A 17,112-nucleotide genomic window follows, 5' to 3' on the forward strand; every position below is an offset into this window, starting at 1 on the left:
CTAGTATCGGTTGAAACCGGAAAAAGTTGCGTCCCCTGGATGATGGAACTCAGGGGGTGAGGTCGACCTTCCAGGCTCACCCGTTCCACCGGGCGGTGGCCATCGGGCGCCGCGCAGGCCGAACGGCGGGTCGAACAGGGCCGGGTCCGACTGGCGCGAACGGAAGAGGTCGATGATGTAGTTCATCCGTTGGTCCAAGCGGCTCCAGTCTTCCGCTCCGGTGCCCTTGAGGCTGTCCGGGCTCTTGTCGAGCTGGCCCAGGAGCTTTCGCAGCTCGCGGTTCTCGATGGAGCGCAGGTGCGGTGGGAAGAGCGTCGACTCCATGCCTGGAGGTGGCGGCAACTCATTGCCCAGCTTCAGCGCGCTTCCAGGAACGGCCAGCTTCATCATGTGCTCGGTGGCGAAGCGGCGGAACGCACCGGCCATGGTCTCCACCACGGGGCGGAGCGCGGCGTCCATCACGCCCGACTTGAGCGCTGCCTTGCCCGCGAGGTTGGCGGGGAAGAGCAGGGCGTTGATGTTCGCCTCGATGGCCTGCATCAGGATGCCGTGGAAGGTCTCCTTCATGGGGGCATTGAGTGCCTGCTCGATTTGTGGCTGGAGCCTTCGCTGCTCATGCTGGCCCACCTTGTTGTTGGCCAGGAGCATCAGCTCGGCCTTCTTGTTCGGGTCGGTCTCGAACATGGCCTGGGCATAGTGGCCGAAGGCTTCCTCCAGCACCGGCTTGTCGGCGGGGAACTCGCTCAGGTACTGCGCGACTTTCGCCGCGTCGTACTGGGTGTCACCTTGGAAGGTCGTCACGAAGCGGGAGAGCTCCTGGCCCACTTCCTCGAACACCCGTGTGTTGCCCTCGGAGATGACCAGGCTGACGTTCTTGAGCGCGTCATTGCCGGCCGAGCCGATGTCAGCCAGGGGGAGCGCGGGCAGGCCCAGCTTGCGCAGCAGGTCGTCCACCTTGGAGAGCGGCCGGGTGACGCCGTCGAGCCCCTTGAGCACGTCGGTGAAGAACTTGGGCATGTCCTCGCCGCGGATGCTCACGCCGGCTTGCTTCGAGGCCCAGGTCGCGAAGGTGGACCAGTTGGCGTTCTCCGTGCCCAGGAGCTGACCCACGGCGTTGGACAGGTCGGAGTAGCTCTGCGTCACCGCGTAGTTGCGGACCGCCAGGTCCTGCATGGCGCAGATGGCTCGCACGTCCGCGGGGGAGGGGTAGGTACCCTGCTCGACATACGGTCCTCGGAGTGGGGCCGCTTGCGCCAGGTTCGCGGCTTGCTGCTGGCGTGTGACCGCGGGCTCTGAGGGCTTCAGCTCGTTGCGGACAGGACGCGTTGACTCCCCGGACTCCGTGGGGCGCTCGGGGGCACGGGGATTGGGGTGGGGAGTCTTCATTCCCGTATTATCGGTGGAAATCGGGAAAAGATTTACGCCCTGCCCCCGAGGGCATTTCAGACCCCTGAGGTAGGAATCCCTAGACACGCTGTTTCAGGTGGGGTTCCACTTGGGGGAGGCAAGGCGGATGATAGAGGGGTGGGGGGCAGCTGGCCTGGGGAGTCCCGAGATGGGGAATGAGACGAAGCGTCCCGCGACCTATGAAGATCTGGTGGCGCTGCCCGAGAACATGGTCGGGCAAATCATCGACGGTGAGCTCATCGCATTGCCGAGGCCCGCGAGCCCGCATGCGGTGGCGCACTCCGTCCTGGGCGGGCTGCTCGTCTCCCGGTTCCAGGTCGGGCAACGAGCGCCGGGAGGGTGGTGGATTGTTACCGAGCCCGAACTGCACTTCGGTCAGGACGTCCTCGTGCCGGATATCGCGGGATGGCGCCGCGAGCGCATGCCGGTGATGCGGCGAGTCCCCTTCTTCACGCTGGCGCCGGACTGGGTCTGTGAGGTGCTATCTCCGTCGACCCGGAAGCTGGACAGGAACCGCAAGCGGGAAATCTACGCGCGCGAAGGCGTGGGGCACGTGTGGCTGGTGGACCCCACAGCGAAGGCCCTGGAGGTCTTCGCTCGACGGGAAGGCGAATGGGTCGCGCGCGGGCAGTACTCGGGGGATGCGTGCGTGCGCGCCAAGCCGTTCGAGGACCTGGAGCTGGACCTGGGCGCGCTATGGCCCCCGGAGCTGGAAGCGCCCTGAGCCCTGGCGCCGCGGCTTACGGCTTCGTCAGGTGCGTCCCGATACCGAGTGCTCCGCGTGTTGTCGCCACGCCTCCCGTGCCTCTTCGAGGCTTACCTCCTGGAACCGGACAGCGGCTCCTGGACGGCGGGCGCACAGCCGTCCCCAATCGGCGCGAATGACTGTCGCGATGAGTGGATAGCCACCTGTCGTCGGATGGTCGGGGCCCAGCACGATGGGCGTTCCTGAAAGCGTCACCTGGATGGCCCCACGAACCATGGGGCGCGACGTGCCCGTGCCTTCATCGCCATGGGTGAGCGATGGCCCTTGGAGCCGCATCCCCACGCGGTCGGTGGCGGCGGACACGGTGAAAGCGCCCGACAGCAGGGTGGCCACGGTTGCTGGTTCGAAGCGGCGGTTGTCCGGTCCGAGCGTCACGCGGATGGGGGCCGCTGCATCCAGTGACGCACCGGGCGCTCGTGTCTCAGCGTGCTCGCTCGCGTCACCCAGGGGCAGGCTGTCTCCCGGGCGCAGCAGGCGGCCTTCGTGTCCGCCCAGGCGTGCAACCAGCAGTGTGCCGCGTCCTCCCAGCACTTCCGGCACCTCGAGCCCGCCGTCCACCGCGACATAGCGCACGCTCGTCGACTCGGGCGCGGGGACGGTGAGGCTTTCTCCGTCCGCCACCGTGAAGGCGCGTCCGTCCATGGATACACGGACGCTTCGGCCCCGGGCGCGCAGCTCCAACCGGCCGAAGGCTTCCAGGGCCGCCGTTCCGCTCGCGTTGCCCACGGCGAGATTGGCCAGGGCGAGCAGCTCCGGGACCAGCGGCCCCCCCGGAGGCACGCCGTGGTGCATCTTCCCCGGCCGTCCCGCGTCCTGCACCGTGACGGGCGCACCCACGCCCGTGATGTCCAGCCAGCCCGTCATCGGTCCACCCGCTTGAAGCGCACCCGGTCCCCGAGCTGAAGCACCGAGCCCTCCTCGGGTGTGAAGGCGGTGAAGTCCAGCGCGGTGCCGATGAGGTTCCAGCCTCCAGGCGATGCGAAGGGATACACCCCCGTGCGCCCACCCGCGATTCCCACCGCGAGGGCAGGCACTCGCGTGCGGGGCGTGGCCAGCCTGGGGACCGCGATGCTTGGGTCGACTTCGCCCAGATAGGCGAACCCGGGAAGGAAGCCCACGCAGCGTACCGTGTACTCGCGCGCCGTGTGGCGCCGCGCCACTTCGTCCTCGGTGAGGCCCGCGCGTTCCGCAACCGCGCGCAAGTCCTGCCCGTCGTAGCGCACGGAGATGGTCGTGAGGGGCCGGCCGACCACTGGGGCTGGGATGCGCAGCAACCGCGCCAGCGCGAGCCGAGGCTCCTCGGGTGGTGCATCCGGGGCGAAGTACACGCAGGCGTGCTCCTCGGTGATGACGGCGTCGAGGACGCCGGGCATGGCGCAGAGGGCCTCGCGCGTGGCGCGTCGCTCCAATCCCTCGGGAAGGACCAGTCGCAGGGCGCCTTCACCCAGAGGCTCGGAGCGAAGTGCGAGCGCGTCCAAGGTGGCGCGGACCTCGCGCGCCAGCTCCACCGCGCCGGGCGTGTCGCCGTGAACGCAGACGGTGTCCACGCTGCCGCTGGTGGCCAGTTGCACGGTGTTGGCCCGCGCCTGGGCGTGGTCGGTCAGCACCGCGCCGGGCTGTCCTCGGGGAATCAGCGAGCCGTCTGGCCGGGTGCCTCGGTCCGCGAAGCCTTCGCGGGCGTAGGCCAGTCCCGCCGCCAGGGCCGCGTCGTGCAGCGCGCCCGTGCCGGGGCCAATGAAGGTGACGGCGGTCCCCAGCGCTTCCACGATGCCCGCCACCACCGCGCGGGCCAGGGCCGGTGTTTCATGGGCCGCGTGGTACAGGGCGCCGTGGGGCTTGGCGTACGCCACGGGCAGATGACGGTCAGCCGCCAGCTTCGCGAGCCGGCCGCACTGCGCGGCCACTTGCGCCCGGAGGTGCTCCGGCGTGACGTCGAGCGCGCGGCGGCCGAAGCCCTCTCGGTCCTCGTAGGACGGGTGCGCGCCCACGCCCGTGCCGTGCCGCTCGCACAGCTCCAGCGCCCGGCGCATGGAGGCATCATCCCCAGCATGCCCGCCGCAAGCGATGTTCGCCACATGGGCTAGCGCGTAGAGCTGTTCGTCTTCACCAGGAAGCTCGCCCAGGTCGACGTTGAGGAGGCACTCCGTCATGCGGCGCACCGTACGCGAGCGGCGGCGCGGGTGCAGCCGTCCCTGTAGCCGGAGACGCTGGCGTGCCAGCCGACGGTGCGGTGGGAAGTCTCACGCACCACCCCGGGGCTGGGGCCGGTTGGCACCGGGGTGGTACGCGCCCAGCGAGTGCCTCGACGAGGTGCCCGCTGAGAACTTCCAAGCGGGATACGCCAGCAGGGGTTTTCCTCGGTCATTCCCGGGACGATTTTCCGCGTGCCTCAGGGGGGCGGCTCAGCGCGAGGTGGAGGGCAGCGTGCCCGGGCCTCCCGCCTTCACCCAGCGCACCAGCGCACGCGCGGTCTTCTCGTCAATCAACTCCGCGTAGGTGGGCATGGGCGTGCCGGGGAGGAACTGCTCGGGGTTTCGCACCCAGCGGACCAGCTCGGCCTCGCTGCGCGAGGCGACCTTGGCGAGCCGGTCGTGATACCGCGCGCCAGGGGCGTGGCAGCTCGCGCAGCCGAGCTTCACGAAGAGGGCGGGGGCGTCCACCTTGGGCGCAGCGGGGCGCGGCTTACGGGTGGGGGCGGGCTTGCTGGCCAGCGTCGAGGGGCCGGGCGCAACGGTGTTGGCCGCGTCGTGATTCGCGGACGGTGCCGATGCCGCGCTCTTGTGGGTGGCGCCGGGCCCTGTGCGCGTGGTCGCGCCGGAATCGGTCGTCGGGGCTGAAGATGTCACGCCGGCATGAGCGTCTTCTCCCGGTGTGTCCTGAGGGATGGCGGGCGTTTGCGCGAGGGGCGCTGGCGGAGCCGAGACTTCTTCCTCTGCTCCCTTCACGGAGGTCTTGGCACTGGGAACATCTCCCGCGCTCTGCTCCTCCGCGACCCAGTCCGGGCGCACCGACGCCGAGGTGAGCCGCGTCCGCGCGCCCTTCACCGCGTTCTTCCTGTTCGGCACCGAGCGCAGGTAGTCATAGAGCGCTCGCGCCTCCACCTCGTCCATTCCCCGGAAGCGAGGCATGGGCGAGCGCAGCACGGAGCCATCCGGTGCCAGTCCGTCACGCACCGCGCGGGTGAAGTCCTCCAACGTCCAGTGCGCCAGCCCCGTCTCGTGGAACGTGATGTTGCTGGAATGAACGTTCCTTCCCTCCGGGTCGACGAACGCCATGCCACCCGCGAATACGTCATCGCCCTCTGTCTTCCGGGGGCTGAAGCCATCCGTGTGACACGAGGCGCAGTCATAGACGTCATGCGCCATGTAGTGGCCGTATTCCCGGGTCGCCGCCTTGGGCGGCACGGGGATGCCCGAGGCGGGCCGTTCCACCGGCTCATTCCCGGTGATGAAGCGGAAGCCGATACCGCCGAAGAAGCTGAACTTCGACGGGGGCGCGGGCACTGAATCCGGCGTGAAGAGCGGGTGCCCGGAGCGCATGAAGCCCAGCACCGCCGCCAGGTCCGCGTCGCCCATGCCGTAGCTGGGCATCACCATCAACCGGCCGTCGCGGCTCACGGCGTAGCGGATGGCTCGCGCCAGCTCTTCATCCGTCATGGCGCCGATGCCCGCCTCGGCATGCGACGTGAGATTCGCCGCGTAGAAGCGCCCCATGTACGAGGGCAGCTCGCGCAGCGGCGCGCCCGACGCCGTCTCCGCGTCGCCCCCGCGGTGACATGACTCGCAGCTCGCGTGGAAGATGGCGGCCCCTCGCTCCAGGGCGGCGGGGGACAGGTCCGCGCGGATGGGCGGGTAGGGCGCGTGGACGGTTCCCGCGCAGCCCGCCAGCAGGGCGGCTCCCACGAACAACGTGTTCCTCATGGCGTCCAGGATGGTGCGGCGCATGGGTCCTCCGCGTCGAGCAAGACCCGACGCATATCGCATCCGCGAGGGGGACGGAAAAACCACCCCGTCTGTCCAGGGCGGACACCCGGCCTTCACGAAGTACGGCGCGGTGCGGCGACGTGGCTACACTCCAGGCACCATGACGCGCTCGCTCGAGTCCTACCGAGACCTCTTCCCCGTGCTGAGGGAGCAGCTCTACCTCAACCACGCCGGTGTGGCCCCCACCAGCCTGCGCGCCGCCGAGGCCGTGCGCGGGTGGATGGAGGACATCGTCCACCACGGAATCAAGCACGAGCGCGGCTGGGAGGCCCACTGCGAGCGCGTGCGGGGCCTGGCCGCCCGCCTCATCAACGCCGAGCCCGGCGAGATTGCCTTCGTGCGCAACACCAGCCACGGCCTGGGCCTGGTGGCCGAGGGGCTGGACTGGAAGCCCGGCGACGAGGTCGTCGTCGCTTCCTCGTTGGAGTACCCCTCCAACGTCTATCCCTGGCTGCACCTGAAGGACCGCGGCGTGACGGTGCGCGAAATCCAGACACCCGAAGGGGGCGTCACGCCGGAAGCCGTGGCCGCCGCGCTCACCCCGAGCACCCGGCTGGTGGCCGTGTCCTCCGTGCAGTTCGCCACCGGTTACCGCACGGACCTGGACGCCGTGGGCGCTCTCTGTGAGCGGGCGGGCGTCCTGCTCTGCGTGGATGGCATCCAGAGCGTGGGCTGCATCCCCGTGGACGTGAAGAAGAGCCGCATCCACTTCCTCAGCGCGGACAGCCACAAGTGGATGCTGGGCATCGCCGGCATCGGCTTCCTCTACGTGGCCAAGGACGTCCTGCCCAAGCTGCGGCCGGTGTTGGTGGGCTGGCGCAGCACCACCGACGCGTGGAACTTCAACCGCAGCCACTTCGAGCTGCGCCCGGACGCGGGCAAGCTGGAGGAGGGCAGCGCCGCGTACACCGGCATCTACGCCCTGGGGGCCGCGCTGGAATTGCTGCACGAGGTGGGGGTGGACGCCATCTCCGCGCGCATCCGCGAGCTGCTGGGTCAACTGGAGACAGGGCTGCGTGGGCTGGGCTGCGACGTGGGGCCCGCGCCGGAGCACCGGGCGGGCATCCTCACGTTCCTGCCTCCGGAGGGCGAGGCCCGCGCGCTCGGCGCGTGGCTCGCCGAACGGGACGTGGCCCTCTCGGTGCGCCGCGGGCGCGTCCGCCTCTCACCCCACTTCTACAACCTGCCCGAGGAGATGGACCGGCTGGTGGAGCTGGTGCGGACGCACCGCGGCTGAGGGGCCCGGGACTACTGGGCCGGGAAGAGCGGCTCGATGGAGAGGTAGCGCTCGCCCGTGTCGTAGTTGAAGACGAGCACGCGGCTGCCGTCGGTCATCTCGCCCAGCTTCTGATTCACGGCGGACAGCGCGGCGCCGGAGGAGATGCCCACGAAGATGCCCTCCTCGCGCGCGGCGCGGCGGGTGAACTCGAAGGCGTCCTCCTCGGTCACCTGAATCGCGCCGTCCAGCGCGTCCTTGTGCAGGTTCTTCGGGATGAAGCCGGCGCCAATGCCCTGGATGGGGTGCGGGCCGGGCTGGCCGCCGCTGATGACGGGCGACTTGGTGGGCTCCACGGCGAAGACCTTCAGCTTCGGCCAGACCTTCTTCAGCTCCTCGGCGCACGCGGTGATGTGCCCGCCGGTGCCCACGCCGGTGATGAGGTAGTCCAGCCCTTCCGGGAAGTCCTTGAGGATTTCCTGCACCGTCGTGCGGCGGTGGACCTCGATGTTGGCCTCATTCTCGAACTGCTGCGGCATCCACGAGTTGGGCACCTGCGACAGCAGCTCGTTGGCGCGAGCGATGGCGCCCTTCATGCCCTGCGCGCGCGGGGTCAGCTCGAAGGTGGCGCCGTAGGCGGCCATCAGCCGGCGGCGCTCGACGCTCATGGACTCCGGCATGACGAGCACCAACTTGTAGCCCTTCACCGCCGCCACCATGGCCAGGCCGATGCCAGTGTTGCCGCTGGTCGGCTCGATGATGACGCTGTCCTTCTTGAGCAGGCCGCGCTGCTCCGCGTCCTCAATCATGGACAACGCGATGCGGTCCTTGATGCTGCCGCCCGGGTTGGCGCGCTCGAGCTTCACATGGACCGTCACGCGGGACGGAAACAGCCGGTTGATGCGCACGTGCGGCGTGTTTCCGATGGTCTCCAGGATGTTGTTCACCTTCATGTGGGGCGCCTCGTCGGTGGGTCAGATGTGGAATTCGAGTGCGTCCATCGAGCCATCCGCGCCGCGCTGACGCACTTCGCTGCGGCGGGTAACCACGGATTGAGAGGGGATGCTCTGCGTGAGCCAGGCGTTGCCGGCGATGATGCTGCCCCGGCCCACCACGGTTTCTCCGCCGAGGATGGTGGCGTTGGCGTACACCACCACGTCGTCCTCGATGGTGGGGTGACGCTTCTTGTCCGTCAGCCCCTTCTCCACGACGAGCGCGCCCAGGGTGACGCCCTGATAGATTTTGACGTTGTCACCAATGAGCGTCGTCTCACCGATGACGACGCCGGTGCCATGGTCGATGACGAAGCGCCGGCCAATGGTGGCACCCGGGTGGATGTCCACGCCGGTTCGCTGGTGCGCGTACTCCGTGAGCAAGCGAGGCAGCAGCGGGAAGCCGAGGGCATGCAGCGCGTTGGCCACCCGGTAGATGGCGATGGCGGTGAAGCCCGGGTAGGTGAGGATGACCTCGTCCACGGTGCGTGCGGCCGGGTCCGCCTCGAAGATGGCGTCCGCGTCCTGTCGCAGCCAGTCGTAGAGGCCGGGCAGCCGCTCCATGAAGCGCGCCGGCAAGTCCCGTTCAATGCCCGGATACAGGGGCGCCAGCGTGTCCCGGATGCGGTGGAGGCTGGCCTCCACGGTGGTGACGTCGCGGTGGACGGCGGCGGCCGTACACTCCAGGCGCTCGGCGAAGTGGGGGAAGAGCAGGCCGAGCACCTGGCCTACGAATTCGGGGGCAGCGCGCCGTACGTCCGCAGGGAAGCAGTGGCGCTGCCGGGCTTCCAGCAGGGCCGCGACCAGCCTGGCGTTGGAGTCATCCATGAGCTCCTGTTTCTAACGCAGTGCGTGGGCTGGCTGCACGGCGTAATGGCTGATTCCAGGGTCGACTGTCGTTTCCCAGGAGGGGACTGGCCCCCGGGGGCCCTCGCTGGCGGTGCATGCCGCCTTCCCCCATGCCCCCCTGGCACGCGTTGGACAGCGGTGTTTCGCGGCGCTTGCCGCGTGTCCGCCTCGGCGGGACGATGACGCCATGTCCCAAAACCCGGTCCCTTCCTATGCCCATGGCACCAGCACCACCCCGCTGCTGGGGGAGACGATTGGCCAGAACCTGCGCCGCACCGTCGAGCGCCACGGCGACCGGGAGGCCCTGGTGGTGGCGTCCCAGGGGTTTCGGGCCACGTATCAACAGCTCTGGGCGCTCACCTCGCAGGTGGCTCGGGGGCTGATGGCCCTGGGCGTCCAGAAGGGGGACCGGGTGGGGCTCTGGTCACCCAACCGCTTCGAATGGGTGGCTGTCCAGTACGCCACGGCCCGTATCGGCGCCATCCTGGTCAACATCAACCCGGCCTACCGCACCTCGGAACTGGAGTACGCCCTCAACCAGTCCGGCGCCAAGGTGCTGCTCCACGCACAGGGCTTCCGGCAGACGGACTACCGGGGCATGGTGAAAGAGGTCCAGCCGCGCTGTGCCGGCCTGGCGACGGCGCTCGTCTTGGAGGACGACTGGCAGCGGCTGCTCGATGGCGCGAAGGATGTTTCAGAGGACGCGCTGGCCACCCGCGAGGCGTCGCTCCAGTTCGATGACGCCATCAACATCCAATACACGTCGGGAACGACAGGCTTTCCGAAGGGCGCCACGCTGTCGCACCACAATGTCCTGAACAACGGCTTCTTCATCGGGGAGGCCTTGCGCTACGGCCCCGAGGACCGGGTGTGCATCCCAGTGCCGTTCTATCACTGCTTTGGCATGGTGATTGGCAACCTGGCCTGTACCAGCCACGGCGCCACCATGGTGATTCCCGCCGAGGCGTTCGACCCGTTGACGGTGCTCCAGACGGTGCAGGCCGAGCGCTGCACGTCGCTGTACGGCGTGCCCACGATGTTCATCGCGGAGCTGGACCATCCGCGTTTCGGTGAGTTCGATTTGTCGACGCTGCGCACCGGTGTCATGGCGGGCTCGCCGTGCCCGGTGGAGGTGATGAAGCAGGTGCAGTCGCGCATGCACATGCGCGAGGTGACCATTTGCTACGGCATGACGGAGACGTCGCCGGTGTCCACGCAGAGCGCGCTGGATGAGCCGTTGGACAAGCGGGTGTCCACCGTGGGGCGCGTGCATCCGCACCTGGAGGTCAAGGTCATCGACGCGGGCACGGGGGAAGTGGTTCCTCGCGGCTCGCCGGGCGAGCTGTGCACGCGCGGGTACAGCGTCATGTTGGGGTACTGGGCCAACCCCGAGGCCACCGCCGCGGCCGTGGACGCCGCCGGGTGGATGCGCACGGGCGACCTCGCGGTGATGGACGACGAGGGCTACGTGAAGGTGGTGGGCCGCATCAAGGACACCATCATCCGGGGCGGTGAGAACATCTCCCCGCGCGAGGTCGAGGAGTTCCTCCACACGCACCCAGGCGTCAGCGAGACACAAGTCATTGGCGTGCCGAGCAAGAAGTACGGCGAGGAGGTCATGGCCTGGGTGCGCGTGAAGCCCGGCGCCACGCTCACCGGCGAGGAGCTGACGCGGTTCTGCGCGGGCCGCATCGCGTCCTTCAAGATTCCCCGCTACTGGAAGTTCGTGGACGCGTTCCCGATGACGGTGACGGGCAAGGTGCAGAAGTTCAAGATGCGCGAGGCGTCCGTCGTCGAGCTGGGGCTGGAGGACGCCGCGGCCATCAAGACGGCTTGACGCGCGAGGTGCGCTTCTTCGCCGGTGCCTTCTTTCGCGGCGTCTTCTTCGCTTTCTTCAACGCAGCCCGGTTCGCCGCGTCCACGGCCTTCCGGGCCCAGGGCAGGAGCGCGTAGGCGTCATCCGCCGCGTCCGCAGGCGGAGTCCAATAGCCCAGCTCCACCGGGGTGCTCATGCCTTCGTAGACGAAAGGCCGGCATCCGGCGGCCTGGAAGTCCGGCTTGGTGACGTCATCCACCTTCAGGAACAGTTGCCCGCCGCCGATGAGCCCGAACATCCGTCCGCCGAAGTAGAGCCCCCAGCCGCCGAACATCGACCGGGACTTCACGGGCCCCAGCTTCTCCAGTAGTTCCACCGTGTACTCAACGAAGCTGTCCGTCCGGGCCATGATGCGTCTCCGTGTCTCGATGGGCCTCGTGAAGGCGGCGCCACCGGCCGCGGCACGCTAGCGCACCCGAGGGCCTGGAGCGGCCTTCCTCGTGCCCCAGGGTTCCGGCATGGCGCGCACGCTCTCCACGATGAAGGACTTGAGCGCCCGCGCCGCGGCCGTGAGGTAGCCCTCTCCCCGGTGTATCAGCGCCACCTGCCGCTTCAGCCCGGCGCGCGCCAGGGGCACCACGTCGAAGCCCCGGGCATGGTGGTCGCGGGCCATCAACTGCGGCACCACCGCCACGCCCAGGCCGCGCTCCACCATGCGGCGCATGGCCTCCGCGTTGTCCGTCTCCACCGCCAGGCGGGGTGTCACGCCCCGCGCCTCACAGGCGGCCTCCATCGCCCGGGTGCCGCTCATGCCGGGGATGATGACCCAGGGCTCTTCCACGACCTCGTCCATCGTCACGGGCTTGCCTGACTTCGTCAGCCGGTGTCCACGCGGGACGGCGAGCACCAGTGACTCCTCCCACAGTCGCTGCGCCACCAGGTCTGCGCGCCGCACGGGGAGGGAGAGGATGGCCAGGTCCAGGGCCCCGCGTGCCACGCCTTCCTCCATGGCCGGTGCCAGTCCCTCGCTCAGCCGCGGCCGGACCTCCGGGAACTGGCGGGCGAAGGCTGGGATGATGTCCGGCAGCAGGTACGCCCCCACGGTATGCAGCGTGCCGAGCGACACCACGCCGTGTGGCGTCCCGGACAGCCGCTCCAGCTCCGAGGTGCCCGCCGTCAGTGCGTCCAGGGCGCGCTGGGCGTGAGGCAGGAAGCGCTCTCCCGCATCTGTCAGCACCGCGCCCCCAGGCGTGCGGACGAGCAAGCGCGTGCCCAGGGCGGCCTCGAGTGATTGGAGCTGCCGGGAGAGGCCGGACTGGGACAGACCCAGCCCACGCGCGGCGGTGCCCAGGCGTCCCGCCCGGGCGACTTCGAGGAAGGCTCGGAGCTGTTCGGAGGTCATGCGGATTCCGCAAGAAGTCTATGCGGAAGATGCGGTTTCCGCATGAGGACTTGGGGCGTACAGAGAGGTGATGGACGGAAGCGGCGTCACAGCGGAGCCCATGGTCAGCGCGCGTCCAGGCGTGGCGCGGCGGACAGCGACGGGCGCGGTGTTGCTGGCCCTGGTGGTCAGCGCGTTCGAGGGCACCGTCGTGACGAGCGCCATGCCCACCATCACCCGGGAGCTGGGAGGCCAGCACCTCTACTCGTGGGTGTTCTCCGCCTTCCTCTTCGCATCCACCGTCGGTGTGCTCGTCTCCGGGAAGCTGGCGGACCGGCTGGGCCGAAAGCCCGTCTTCTTCTCGGGCATGGGGTTGTTCCTGGTGGGCTCGGCGTTGTGTGGCCTGGCCGACTCGGTGCCGGGGCTCATCGCCTTCCGTGTCGTCCAGGGCTTGGGCGCGGGGGCGTTGCAGCCCACCACGCTCACCATCTCCGCCGACCTCTACACGCTGCGCGAGCGCGCCGCCGTGCAGGGGCTGTTCACGGGGGCCTGGGGCGCGGGCAACGTCGTGGGGCCGCTCATTGGCGGCTGGCTGGTGATGCATGCCTCGTGGCGCTGGGTGTTCCTGGTCAACGTGCCGGTGGGGCTGTTCGCCGCGGCGCTGCTGTACCTGTCGTACCGCGACCCGCCTCGTCGTCCCGAGGTCCGCACGGACCGGTGGGGGCCCGTGCTCGCGGGCTCTTCGGCGGCGCTGCTCCTCTTCTCCTTGGAGCCGGGCGCCGCGAGCCTGCGGTGGGCATGCGCGCTGGCCGCCGTGGGCGCGGGCTGGCTGCTGGTGCGGCAGCAACGCACGACGGTGTCGCCGTTGCTCCCGGCGGAGTTGCTGAGAGACCGTGCGGTGCTCAGCGGCGTCGTGGGCGGCATTGCGGGCGGCTCCCTGCTGTACAGCATGGCCGCGTGGGTGCCGCTGTGGATGACGGAGCAGGGCGGTCACACGCCGCTGGCGGCGGGACTGGCGCTGCTGCCGATGCTGTTGGGCTGGTCCGTGGGCTCCACCTTCGGCGTGAAGTTGCTGATGCGCGGGGGCATGAGATTGAGCGCGGGCGTGGGCTTCGCGGTGGCGGCGCTGGGGGCCGGGTGGTTGTCATTGGCCGCCGCGCGGGGCTGGGGTGTGCCCGCTGCGCTGGTGGGGCTGGCGGTGCTGGGCCTGGGGCTGGGGCCCGCCGCGAGCACGTCGTTGATTGGACCGCAGTCGCGCGCGCCCTGGCACCACCGGGGCATCGTCACCAGCGCGCTCTACGCCACGCGACTGCTGGGCGGCTCACTGGCGGTGGCGTTGCTCGCGCTGGCCAGCGGGCACTTCGCCTTGCAGTTCGGCATCGCCGCTGGACTCACGGCCGTCGCGGCGCTCGGGTTGGCGCTGCTGGCTCCGGGAAGGACGGAGCCAGCGGCATCGGGGGCGTGACGGCTGGCACGTTCCGCTCAGCCCGTGCCGCCTCCCGGGGCCGGTGCGCGCGCGTGGGGCGGCGTCGGTGCCCGTGCCGGCGCCGGGGCATCTCCGTTCAGCGCATGGGGCCACAGCTTCGCCAGCGCGGAGCGGAGCTCGGCCGCGGTCCGGTAGCGGTCATCGGGGCGTTTCTCCAGCAGCCGCAGCACGACGCGCTCGAAGGGATCCGGCAGTCCCGGCCGCAACGTGCGCGGCGGCACGGGGCGCTCCTGGACGTGCAGGAACATCAGCGGCACGGGCTCCGGGTGGCGGAACGGAAGCTGTCCGGTGAACAGCTCGTAGGCCACCACGCCGAGCGCGTACAAATCCGTGGCGGGTGACACCGCGGGACTTCCCGTCACCTGCTCGGGAGCCATGTACTCCGGCGTGCCGAGCACCGCGCCCTGGGCCGTCGTCCCCATGACGTGCGTGCTCTTGGCGAGTCCGAAGTCCATCAGCTTGAGCACGCCGGTACGGGTGATGAAGAGGTTGGCGGGCTTCACGTCGCGGTGGAGCACGCCCCGGCCGTGCGCGTGCTCCAGCGCCACCGTCGCGTGGGTGAGCCAGCGCAGCGCCTCCGCCAACGTGGCGCGCCGCTCCAGCAACCGCTGACGCAAATCCACGCCGTCCAGCAACTCCACGGTGAGGAAGTGCCGCTCGCCGTCCACGCCCACATCGAAGACACGCAGGATGTTGACGTGCTCCAGCGCCCGGGCGTGCTCTACCTCCTGGCGGAACCGCGCCACCATCGCGGCATCCGCGTGGGGCACCGCGAGGACCTTGAGGGCCACGCGCAGGTCCTGGTGGAGGTCGATGGCCTCGTACACGGTGGAGCTGCCCCCAGCGCCCAGCCAGCGCTCCACGCGGTACCGCTGGGCCACCGTCTGGCCGGGCACCAGGCCTCGCATGACGCTGGAGGCCGCGGGCACCACAATGCCCTGGAGCAGCGTGCCGTGCGGCGACATGGGGGTCACCGGGCGAAGTGTCTCCCCGAGCGACAGGGCCGGAGGTGGCGTCACCGGATGGAACGTCGCGTCGGGAGGGGTTTCCGTCCGAGGCGGGACAGGGGGGAGGCCGGCGCGGGGCGGCGGCTTCACGATGGCCGGCGGCGGGGTCACCCGCAAAAGTGGCTCCGGCGCGGCGTCCCCAAGGTACGCCACGCCGTCTTCGTCGTCGGTCGAGTGCACCTCGGCCTCCCTCGGCTGCTTCGTCGCGTCGTCGCTATCAGGGGTCGAGCAGCGAAACGTGGGACGGTGCCCCCACGCCCTCGATGTCCAGGTGCGGCGTGGGCAGGTTGTACTCGGACGCGGCGCTGGTGGCCTCGACGATGATGGGGCCGGCAATCTCCGGCGGCTCGCCGTGGCACAGCAGGTCCACCACGTGCTCCACCGTCCACTTGCCCAGGCGGCTCACCACCAGACGCGTGCCGTCGTACTGCGCCGTGTCCGACAGGTCCCGGCTCGCGGCCAGCTTGGCCTCCACGGAGTCGCCCAGGTAGCCGCGCGCCAGCGACACCACCCGGTCCAACACGGAGTTCCAGGCCTGCAGGTGCGTGCGGTCCTGCGCCTCGTCCATGATGTCCAGGCCCACCTGGAGTTTCTCCATGCGGTCCAGGAACTGCTGCACCAGCGGCCCGCGGATGATGCGGCCGTGCTGTGGTGCAATCATCTCCACGCCCGGCTCCAGCTTGCGGATGGCCGCCACCGTGCGCTGCAGCGCCGCGTTCACCGGCATGTAGATTTGATGGAAGGCGCGGATGCCCGCCCAGTCGGACTCATCCGCCCAGATGCCCTTGGCGTTGGAGTCCGTGAGCCCGCCGAAGAGGTCTCCGGTGAAGAGCACGCGCGTCTGCGGGTCATAGAGCATGACGGCGCCGCGGAAGTGGCAGAAGGGCGAGGGCACCGGCAGCAACCGGTGGCCCGTGGGCACGCTGAGGCCCTGCGCGAACTTCTCCGTGGGGATGAAGCGGTGGCGCGGCAGGTTCTGGTGGACGATGAGCCGCCAGGTGTCCTCCGAGCACAGCAGCCCGGCCCGGGGCGCGTAGCGCGCGGAGATGATGCTCGCCGACGAGCCCACGTCCGGGTCCTGGTGGTTGATGAACATGGCCGACAGCCGCTCCATGCCACCAATGAGGGACGTCACCTTGGTGTGGATGGTGGAGAAGTCGCTGCTCGATCCCGGGTCGATGAGGAGGTTGAACTCCGTGGGCCGCTGCGTCTTCTTGTCCGTGCCGCGGAAGCGCAGCAGATAGGGGTTGGCGTAGAAGATGTTGCCGGGCTCGCGCTTGCCCACCCAGAACGTCTCGGGGGCAATCTCCACCGGCACGAGGCGGAGGTCGGAGCTCTGGCTCGGGCTCGGGACTGGGGCAACGGTGCTGCTCATGGGCGCGGCGTTCCTTCCCTTTCGGGTGTATGCCCGTCCCCATAGCAAGCGCTGCGCCGTGGCCTTCTCTCCCCTGGGGCACGTGTCCGCGGGCGGGGATGGGGCGCAATTCCTGCGCGCGGGTGGGGTGGGGCGCAGCCCTTGCGCCCTGGGTGTCTGAGCGCGTGCGCCGCGGCGGGAGGCATGGCAGGCTTGGGGCTCTCACCTTCGAATCGTTGATGCCCGACCCGTCCGTCTTCGCCACCTGGGGCCTCCCGGGGCTGTTCCTCATCGCGATGCTCGCGGGCTCCGTGGTGCCAGTGCCGTCGGAGGCGCTGCTGGCCGCGCTCGTCTACGGCGGGACGGCGCCCGTCACCGCCATCGGAGTGGCCACCACGGGCAACGTGCTGGGCGCGCTGTCGCTCTATGTGCTGGGCCGGTGGGTGGCGGGCGGTGGTGGTGGCGCCTTGGGGCGCTGGTACGCGCGGCGCCGTGAGAAGGAGGGGCCTCGCATGCAGCGCGTGGAGGCCTGGACACGGAAGTGGGGCGCGCCCGCGCTCGTCATGTCCTGGCTGCCCGTGGTGGGTGACGCCTTCGTCATCGCCGGCGGCATGCTGGGGGTTCGCCCGCTGCCCTTCGTCTTCTTCGTCACGCTCGGCAAGGGCCTTCGTTACCTCGCCGTCGCCCTGTCCGCCGCCGCCGCGCTGTAGGGCCCGTCCCGGACGGTTTCACCGATGTCTCACGCAACGTGTCTGCGTTCCGCTCGATAAAGGAGACGGGTGAGCATCGCATTCCCCGTGAATCGGGTAGCGTGTGGATGTCTCATCCGACCACTCAACAGCTCCTTGTCAGGGG

15 protein-coding genes are annotated in these 17,112 nt (G+C 69.7%); 5 read left to right on the plus strand and 10 right to left on the minus strand.

Annotated elements, in window-relative coordinates; genetic code table 11:
- On the minus strand, positions 1–1,386 hold the full coding sequence (locus BHS09_RS07880; protein ID WP_237078117.1) for a hypothetical protein: 1,386 nt from the start codon (positions 1,384–1,386) through the stop codon (positions 1–3).
- A 169-nt stretch (positions 1,387–1,555) separates the two neighbouring features.
- Here BHS09_RS07880 and BHS09_RS07885 point away from each other — a divergent pair, with 169 nt between their 5' ends.
- Complete coding sequence (locus BHS09_RS07885) at positions 1,556–2,131, plus strand: Uma2 family endonuclease (RefSeq protein ID WP_174260508.1); 576 nt, start codon at positions 1,556–1,558, stop codon at positions 2,129–2,131.
- Between the two features lie 27 nt (positions 2,132–2,158).
- On the opposite strand, the gene BHS09_RS07890 is transcribed toward BHS09_RS07885, so the two are convergent.
- The 3 genes from BHS09_RS07890 to BHS09_RS07900 all read right to left on the minus strand — a co-directional run bounded on the left by BHS09_RS07890 (position 2,159) and on the right by BHS09_RS07900 (position 6,117).
- On the minus strand, positions 2,159–3,037 hold the full coding sequence (locus BHS09_RS07890; RefSeq protein ID WP_140797562.1) for a 5-oxoprolinase subunit C family protein: 879 nt from the start codon (positions 3,035–3,037) through the stop codon (positions 2,159–2,161).
- On the minus strand, positions 3,034–4,323 hold the full coding sequence (locus BHS09_RS07895; RefSeq protein ID WP_174260509.1) for a LamB/YcsF family protein: 1,290 nt from the start codon (positions 4,321–4,323) through the stop codon (positions 3,034–3,036). Before BHS09_RS07895 ends, BHS09_RS07890 begins: the two co-directional genes overlap by 4 nt.
- A gap of 252 nt (positions 4,324–4,575) precedes the next feature.
- Entirely contained in the window at positions 4,576–6,117 is a 1,542-nt protein-coding gene (locus tag BHS09_RS07900) for a c-type cytochrome (protein ID WP_140797564.1), read from the minus strand.
- A gap of 139 nt (positions 6,118–6,256) precedes the next feature.
- Between BHS09_RS07900 and BHS09_RS07905 the strand changes: the two genes are divergently transcribed.
- Positions 6,257–7,393: an aminotransferase class V-fold PLP-dependent enzyme gene (locus BHS09_RS07905; protein WP_140797565.1), complete on the plus strand. Its 1,137-nt coding sequence runs from the start codon at positions 6,257–6,259 to the stop codon at positions 7,391–7,393.
- Positions 7,394–7,404: 11 nt separating this feature from the next.
- Here the strand turns inward: BHS09_RS07905 and cysK are convergent, their stop codons facing one another.
- Both cysK and epsC read right to left on the minus strand, forming a co-directional pair.
- Complete coding sequence (gene cysK / locus BHS09_RS07910; RefSeq protein WP_140788683.1) at positions 7,405–8,325, minus strand: cysteine synthase A; 921 nt, start codon at positions 8,323–8,325, stop codon at positions 7,405–7,407.
- A gap of 21 nt (positions 8,326–8,346) precedes the next feature.
- Positions 8,347–9,192 (minus strand): serine O-acetyltransferase EpsC, encoded by an 846-nt coding sequence (gene epsC / locus BHS09_RS07915; protein WP_140788685.1) that lies wholly within the window; start codon positions 9,190–9,192, stop codon positions 8,347–8,349.
- Between the two features lie 208 nt (positions 9,193–9,400).
- Here epsC and BHS09_RS07920 point away from each other — a divergent pair, with 208 nt between their 5' ends.
- Positions 9,401–11,050 carry an AMP-binding protein gene (locus tag BHS09_RS07920; RefSeq protein ID WP_140788686.1) on the plus strand — a complete coding sequence of 550 codons (1,650 nt, stop codon included), beginning with the start codon at positions 9,401–9,403 and terminating at the stop codon, positions 11,048–11,050.
- Here BHS09_RS07920 and BHS09_RS07925 read toward each other — a convergent pair.
- Entirely contained in the window at positions 11,037–11,438 is a 402-nt protein-coding gene (locus BHS09_RS07925; protein WP_140788687.1) for a TfoX/Sxy family protein, read from the minus strand. The genes BHS09_RS07920 and BHS09_RS07925 overlap by 14 nt on opposite strands.
- A 57-nt stretch (positions 11,439–11,495) precedes the next feature.
- Positions 11,496–12,431, minus strand: a complete 936-nt coding sequence (locus BHS09_RS07930) for a LysR family transcriptional regulator (RefSeq protein ID WP_140788688.1) — start codon at positions 12,429–12,431, stop codon at positions 11,496–11,498.
- 70 nt (positions 12,432–12,501) lie between these two features.
- Here BHS09_RS07930 and BHS09_RS07935 point away from each other — a divergent pair, with 70 nt between their 5' ends.
- On the plus strand, positions 12,502–13,875 hold the full coding sequence (locus tag BHS09_RS07935) for an MFS transporter (RefSeq protein WP_140788690.1): 1,374 nt from the start codon (positions 12,502–12,504) through the stop codon (positions 13,873–13,875).
- Positions 13,876–13,892: 17 nt separating this feature from the next.
- Here the strand turns inward: BHS09_RS07935 and BHS09_RS07940 are convergent, their stop codons facing one another.
- Together BHS09_RS07940 and BHS09_RS07945 are read right to left on the minus strand one after the other, a co-directional pair.
- Positions 13,893–15,083, minus strand: a complete 1,191-nt coding sequence (locus BHS09_RS07940; RefSeq protein WP_140788692.1) for a serine/threonine-protein kinase — start codon at positions 15,081–15,083, stop codon at positions 13,893–13,895.
- A 37-nt stretch (positions 15,084–15,120) separates the two neighbouring features.
- Positions 15,121–16,278: an oxygen-binding di-iron domain-containing protein gene (locus BHS09_RS07945; RefSeq protein WP_140788694.1), complete on the minus strand. Its 1,158-nt coding sequence runs from the start codon at positions 16,276–16,278 to the stop codon at positions 15,121–15,123.
- Between the two features lie 218 nt (positions 16,279–16,496).
- On the opposite strand from BHS09_RS07945, the gene BHS09_RS07950 reads away from it, so the two are divergent.
- Positions 16,497–16,967, plus strand: a complete 471-nt coding sequence (locus BHS09_RS07950) for a YqaA family protein (RefSeq protein ID WP_140788696.1) — start codon at positions 16,497–16,499, stop codon at positions 16,965–16,967.
- Positions 16,968–17,112: the final 145 nt, after the last annotated feature.

The sequence above is a fragment of the Myxococcus xanthus genome, from assembly GCF_006402735.1.
GTDB lineage: Bacteria > Myxococcota > Myxococcia > Myxococcales > Myxococcaceae > Myxococcus > Myxococcus xanthus_A.

What these genes read in the sequence shown, in the direction of transcription:
- BHS09_RS07880 (WP_237078117.1), bottom strand. Translation starts at nt 1,386, where the DNA reads ATGAAGACTCCCCACCCCAATCCCCGTGCCCCCGAGCGCCCCACGGAG.
- BHS09_RS07885 (WP_174260508.1), top strand. Translation starts at nt 1,556, where the DNA reads ATGGGGAATGAGACGAAGCGTCCCGCGACCTATGAAGATCTGGTGGCG.
- BHS09_RS07890 (WP_140797562.1), bottom strand. Translation starts at nt 3,037, where the DNA reads ATGACGGGCTGGCTGGACATCACGGGCGTGGGTGCGCCCGTCACGGTG.
- BHS09_RS07895 (WP_174260509.1), bottom strand. Translation starts at nt 4,323, where the DNA reads ATGACGGAGTGCCTCCTCAACGTCGACCTGGGCGAGCTTCCTGGTGAA.
- BHS09_RS07900 (WP_140797564.1), bottom strand. Translation starts at nt 6,117, where the DNA reads ATGCGCCGCACCATCCTGGACGCCATGAGGAACACGTTGTTCGTGGGA.
- BHS09_RS07905 (WP_140797565.1), top strand. Translation starts at nt 6,257, where the DNA reads ATGACGCGCTCGCTCGAGTCCTACCGAGACCTCTTCCCCGTGCTGAGG.
- cysK (WP_140788683.1), bottom strand. Translation starts at nt 8,325, where the DNA reads ATGAAGGTGAACAACATCCTGGAGACCATCGGAAACACGCCGCACGTG.
- epsC (WP_140788685.1), bottom strand. Translation starts at nt 9,192, where the DNA reads ATGGATGACTCCAACGCCAGGCTGGTCGCGGCCCTGCTGGAAGCCCGG.
- BHS09_RS07920 (WP_140788686.1), top strand. Translation starts at nt 9,401, where the DNA reads ATGTCCCAAAACCCGGTCCCTTCCTATGCCCATGGCACCAGCACCACC.
- BHS09_RS07925 (WP_140788687.1), bottom strand. Translation starts at nt 11,438, where the DNA reads ATGGCCCGGACGGACAGCTTCGTTGAGTACACGGTGGAACTACTGGAG.
- BHS09_RS07930 (WP_140788688.1), bottom strand. Translation starts at nt 12,431, where the DNA reads ATGACCTCCGAACAGCTCCGAGCCTTCCTCGAAGTCGCCCGGGCGGGA.
- BHS09_RS07935 (WP_140788690.1), top strand. Translation starts at nt 12,502, where the DNA reads ATGGACGGAAGCGGCGTCACAGCGGAGCCCATGGTCAGCGCGCGTCCA.
- BHS09_RS07945 (WP_140788694.1), bottom strand. Translation starts at nt 16,278, where the DNA reads ATGAGCAGCACCGTTGCCCCAGTCCCGAGCCCGAGCCAGAGCTCCGAC.
- BHS09_RS07950 (WP_140788696.1), top strand. Translation starts at nt 16,497, where the DNA reads ATGCCCGACCCGTCCGTCTTCGCCACCTGGGGCCTCCCGGGGCTGTTC.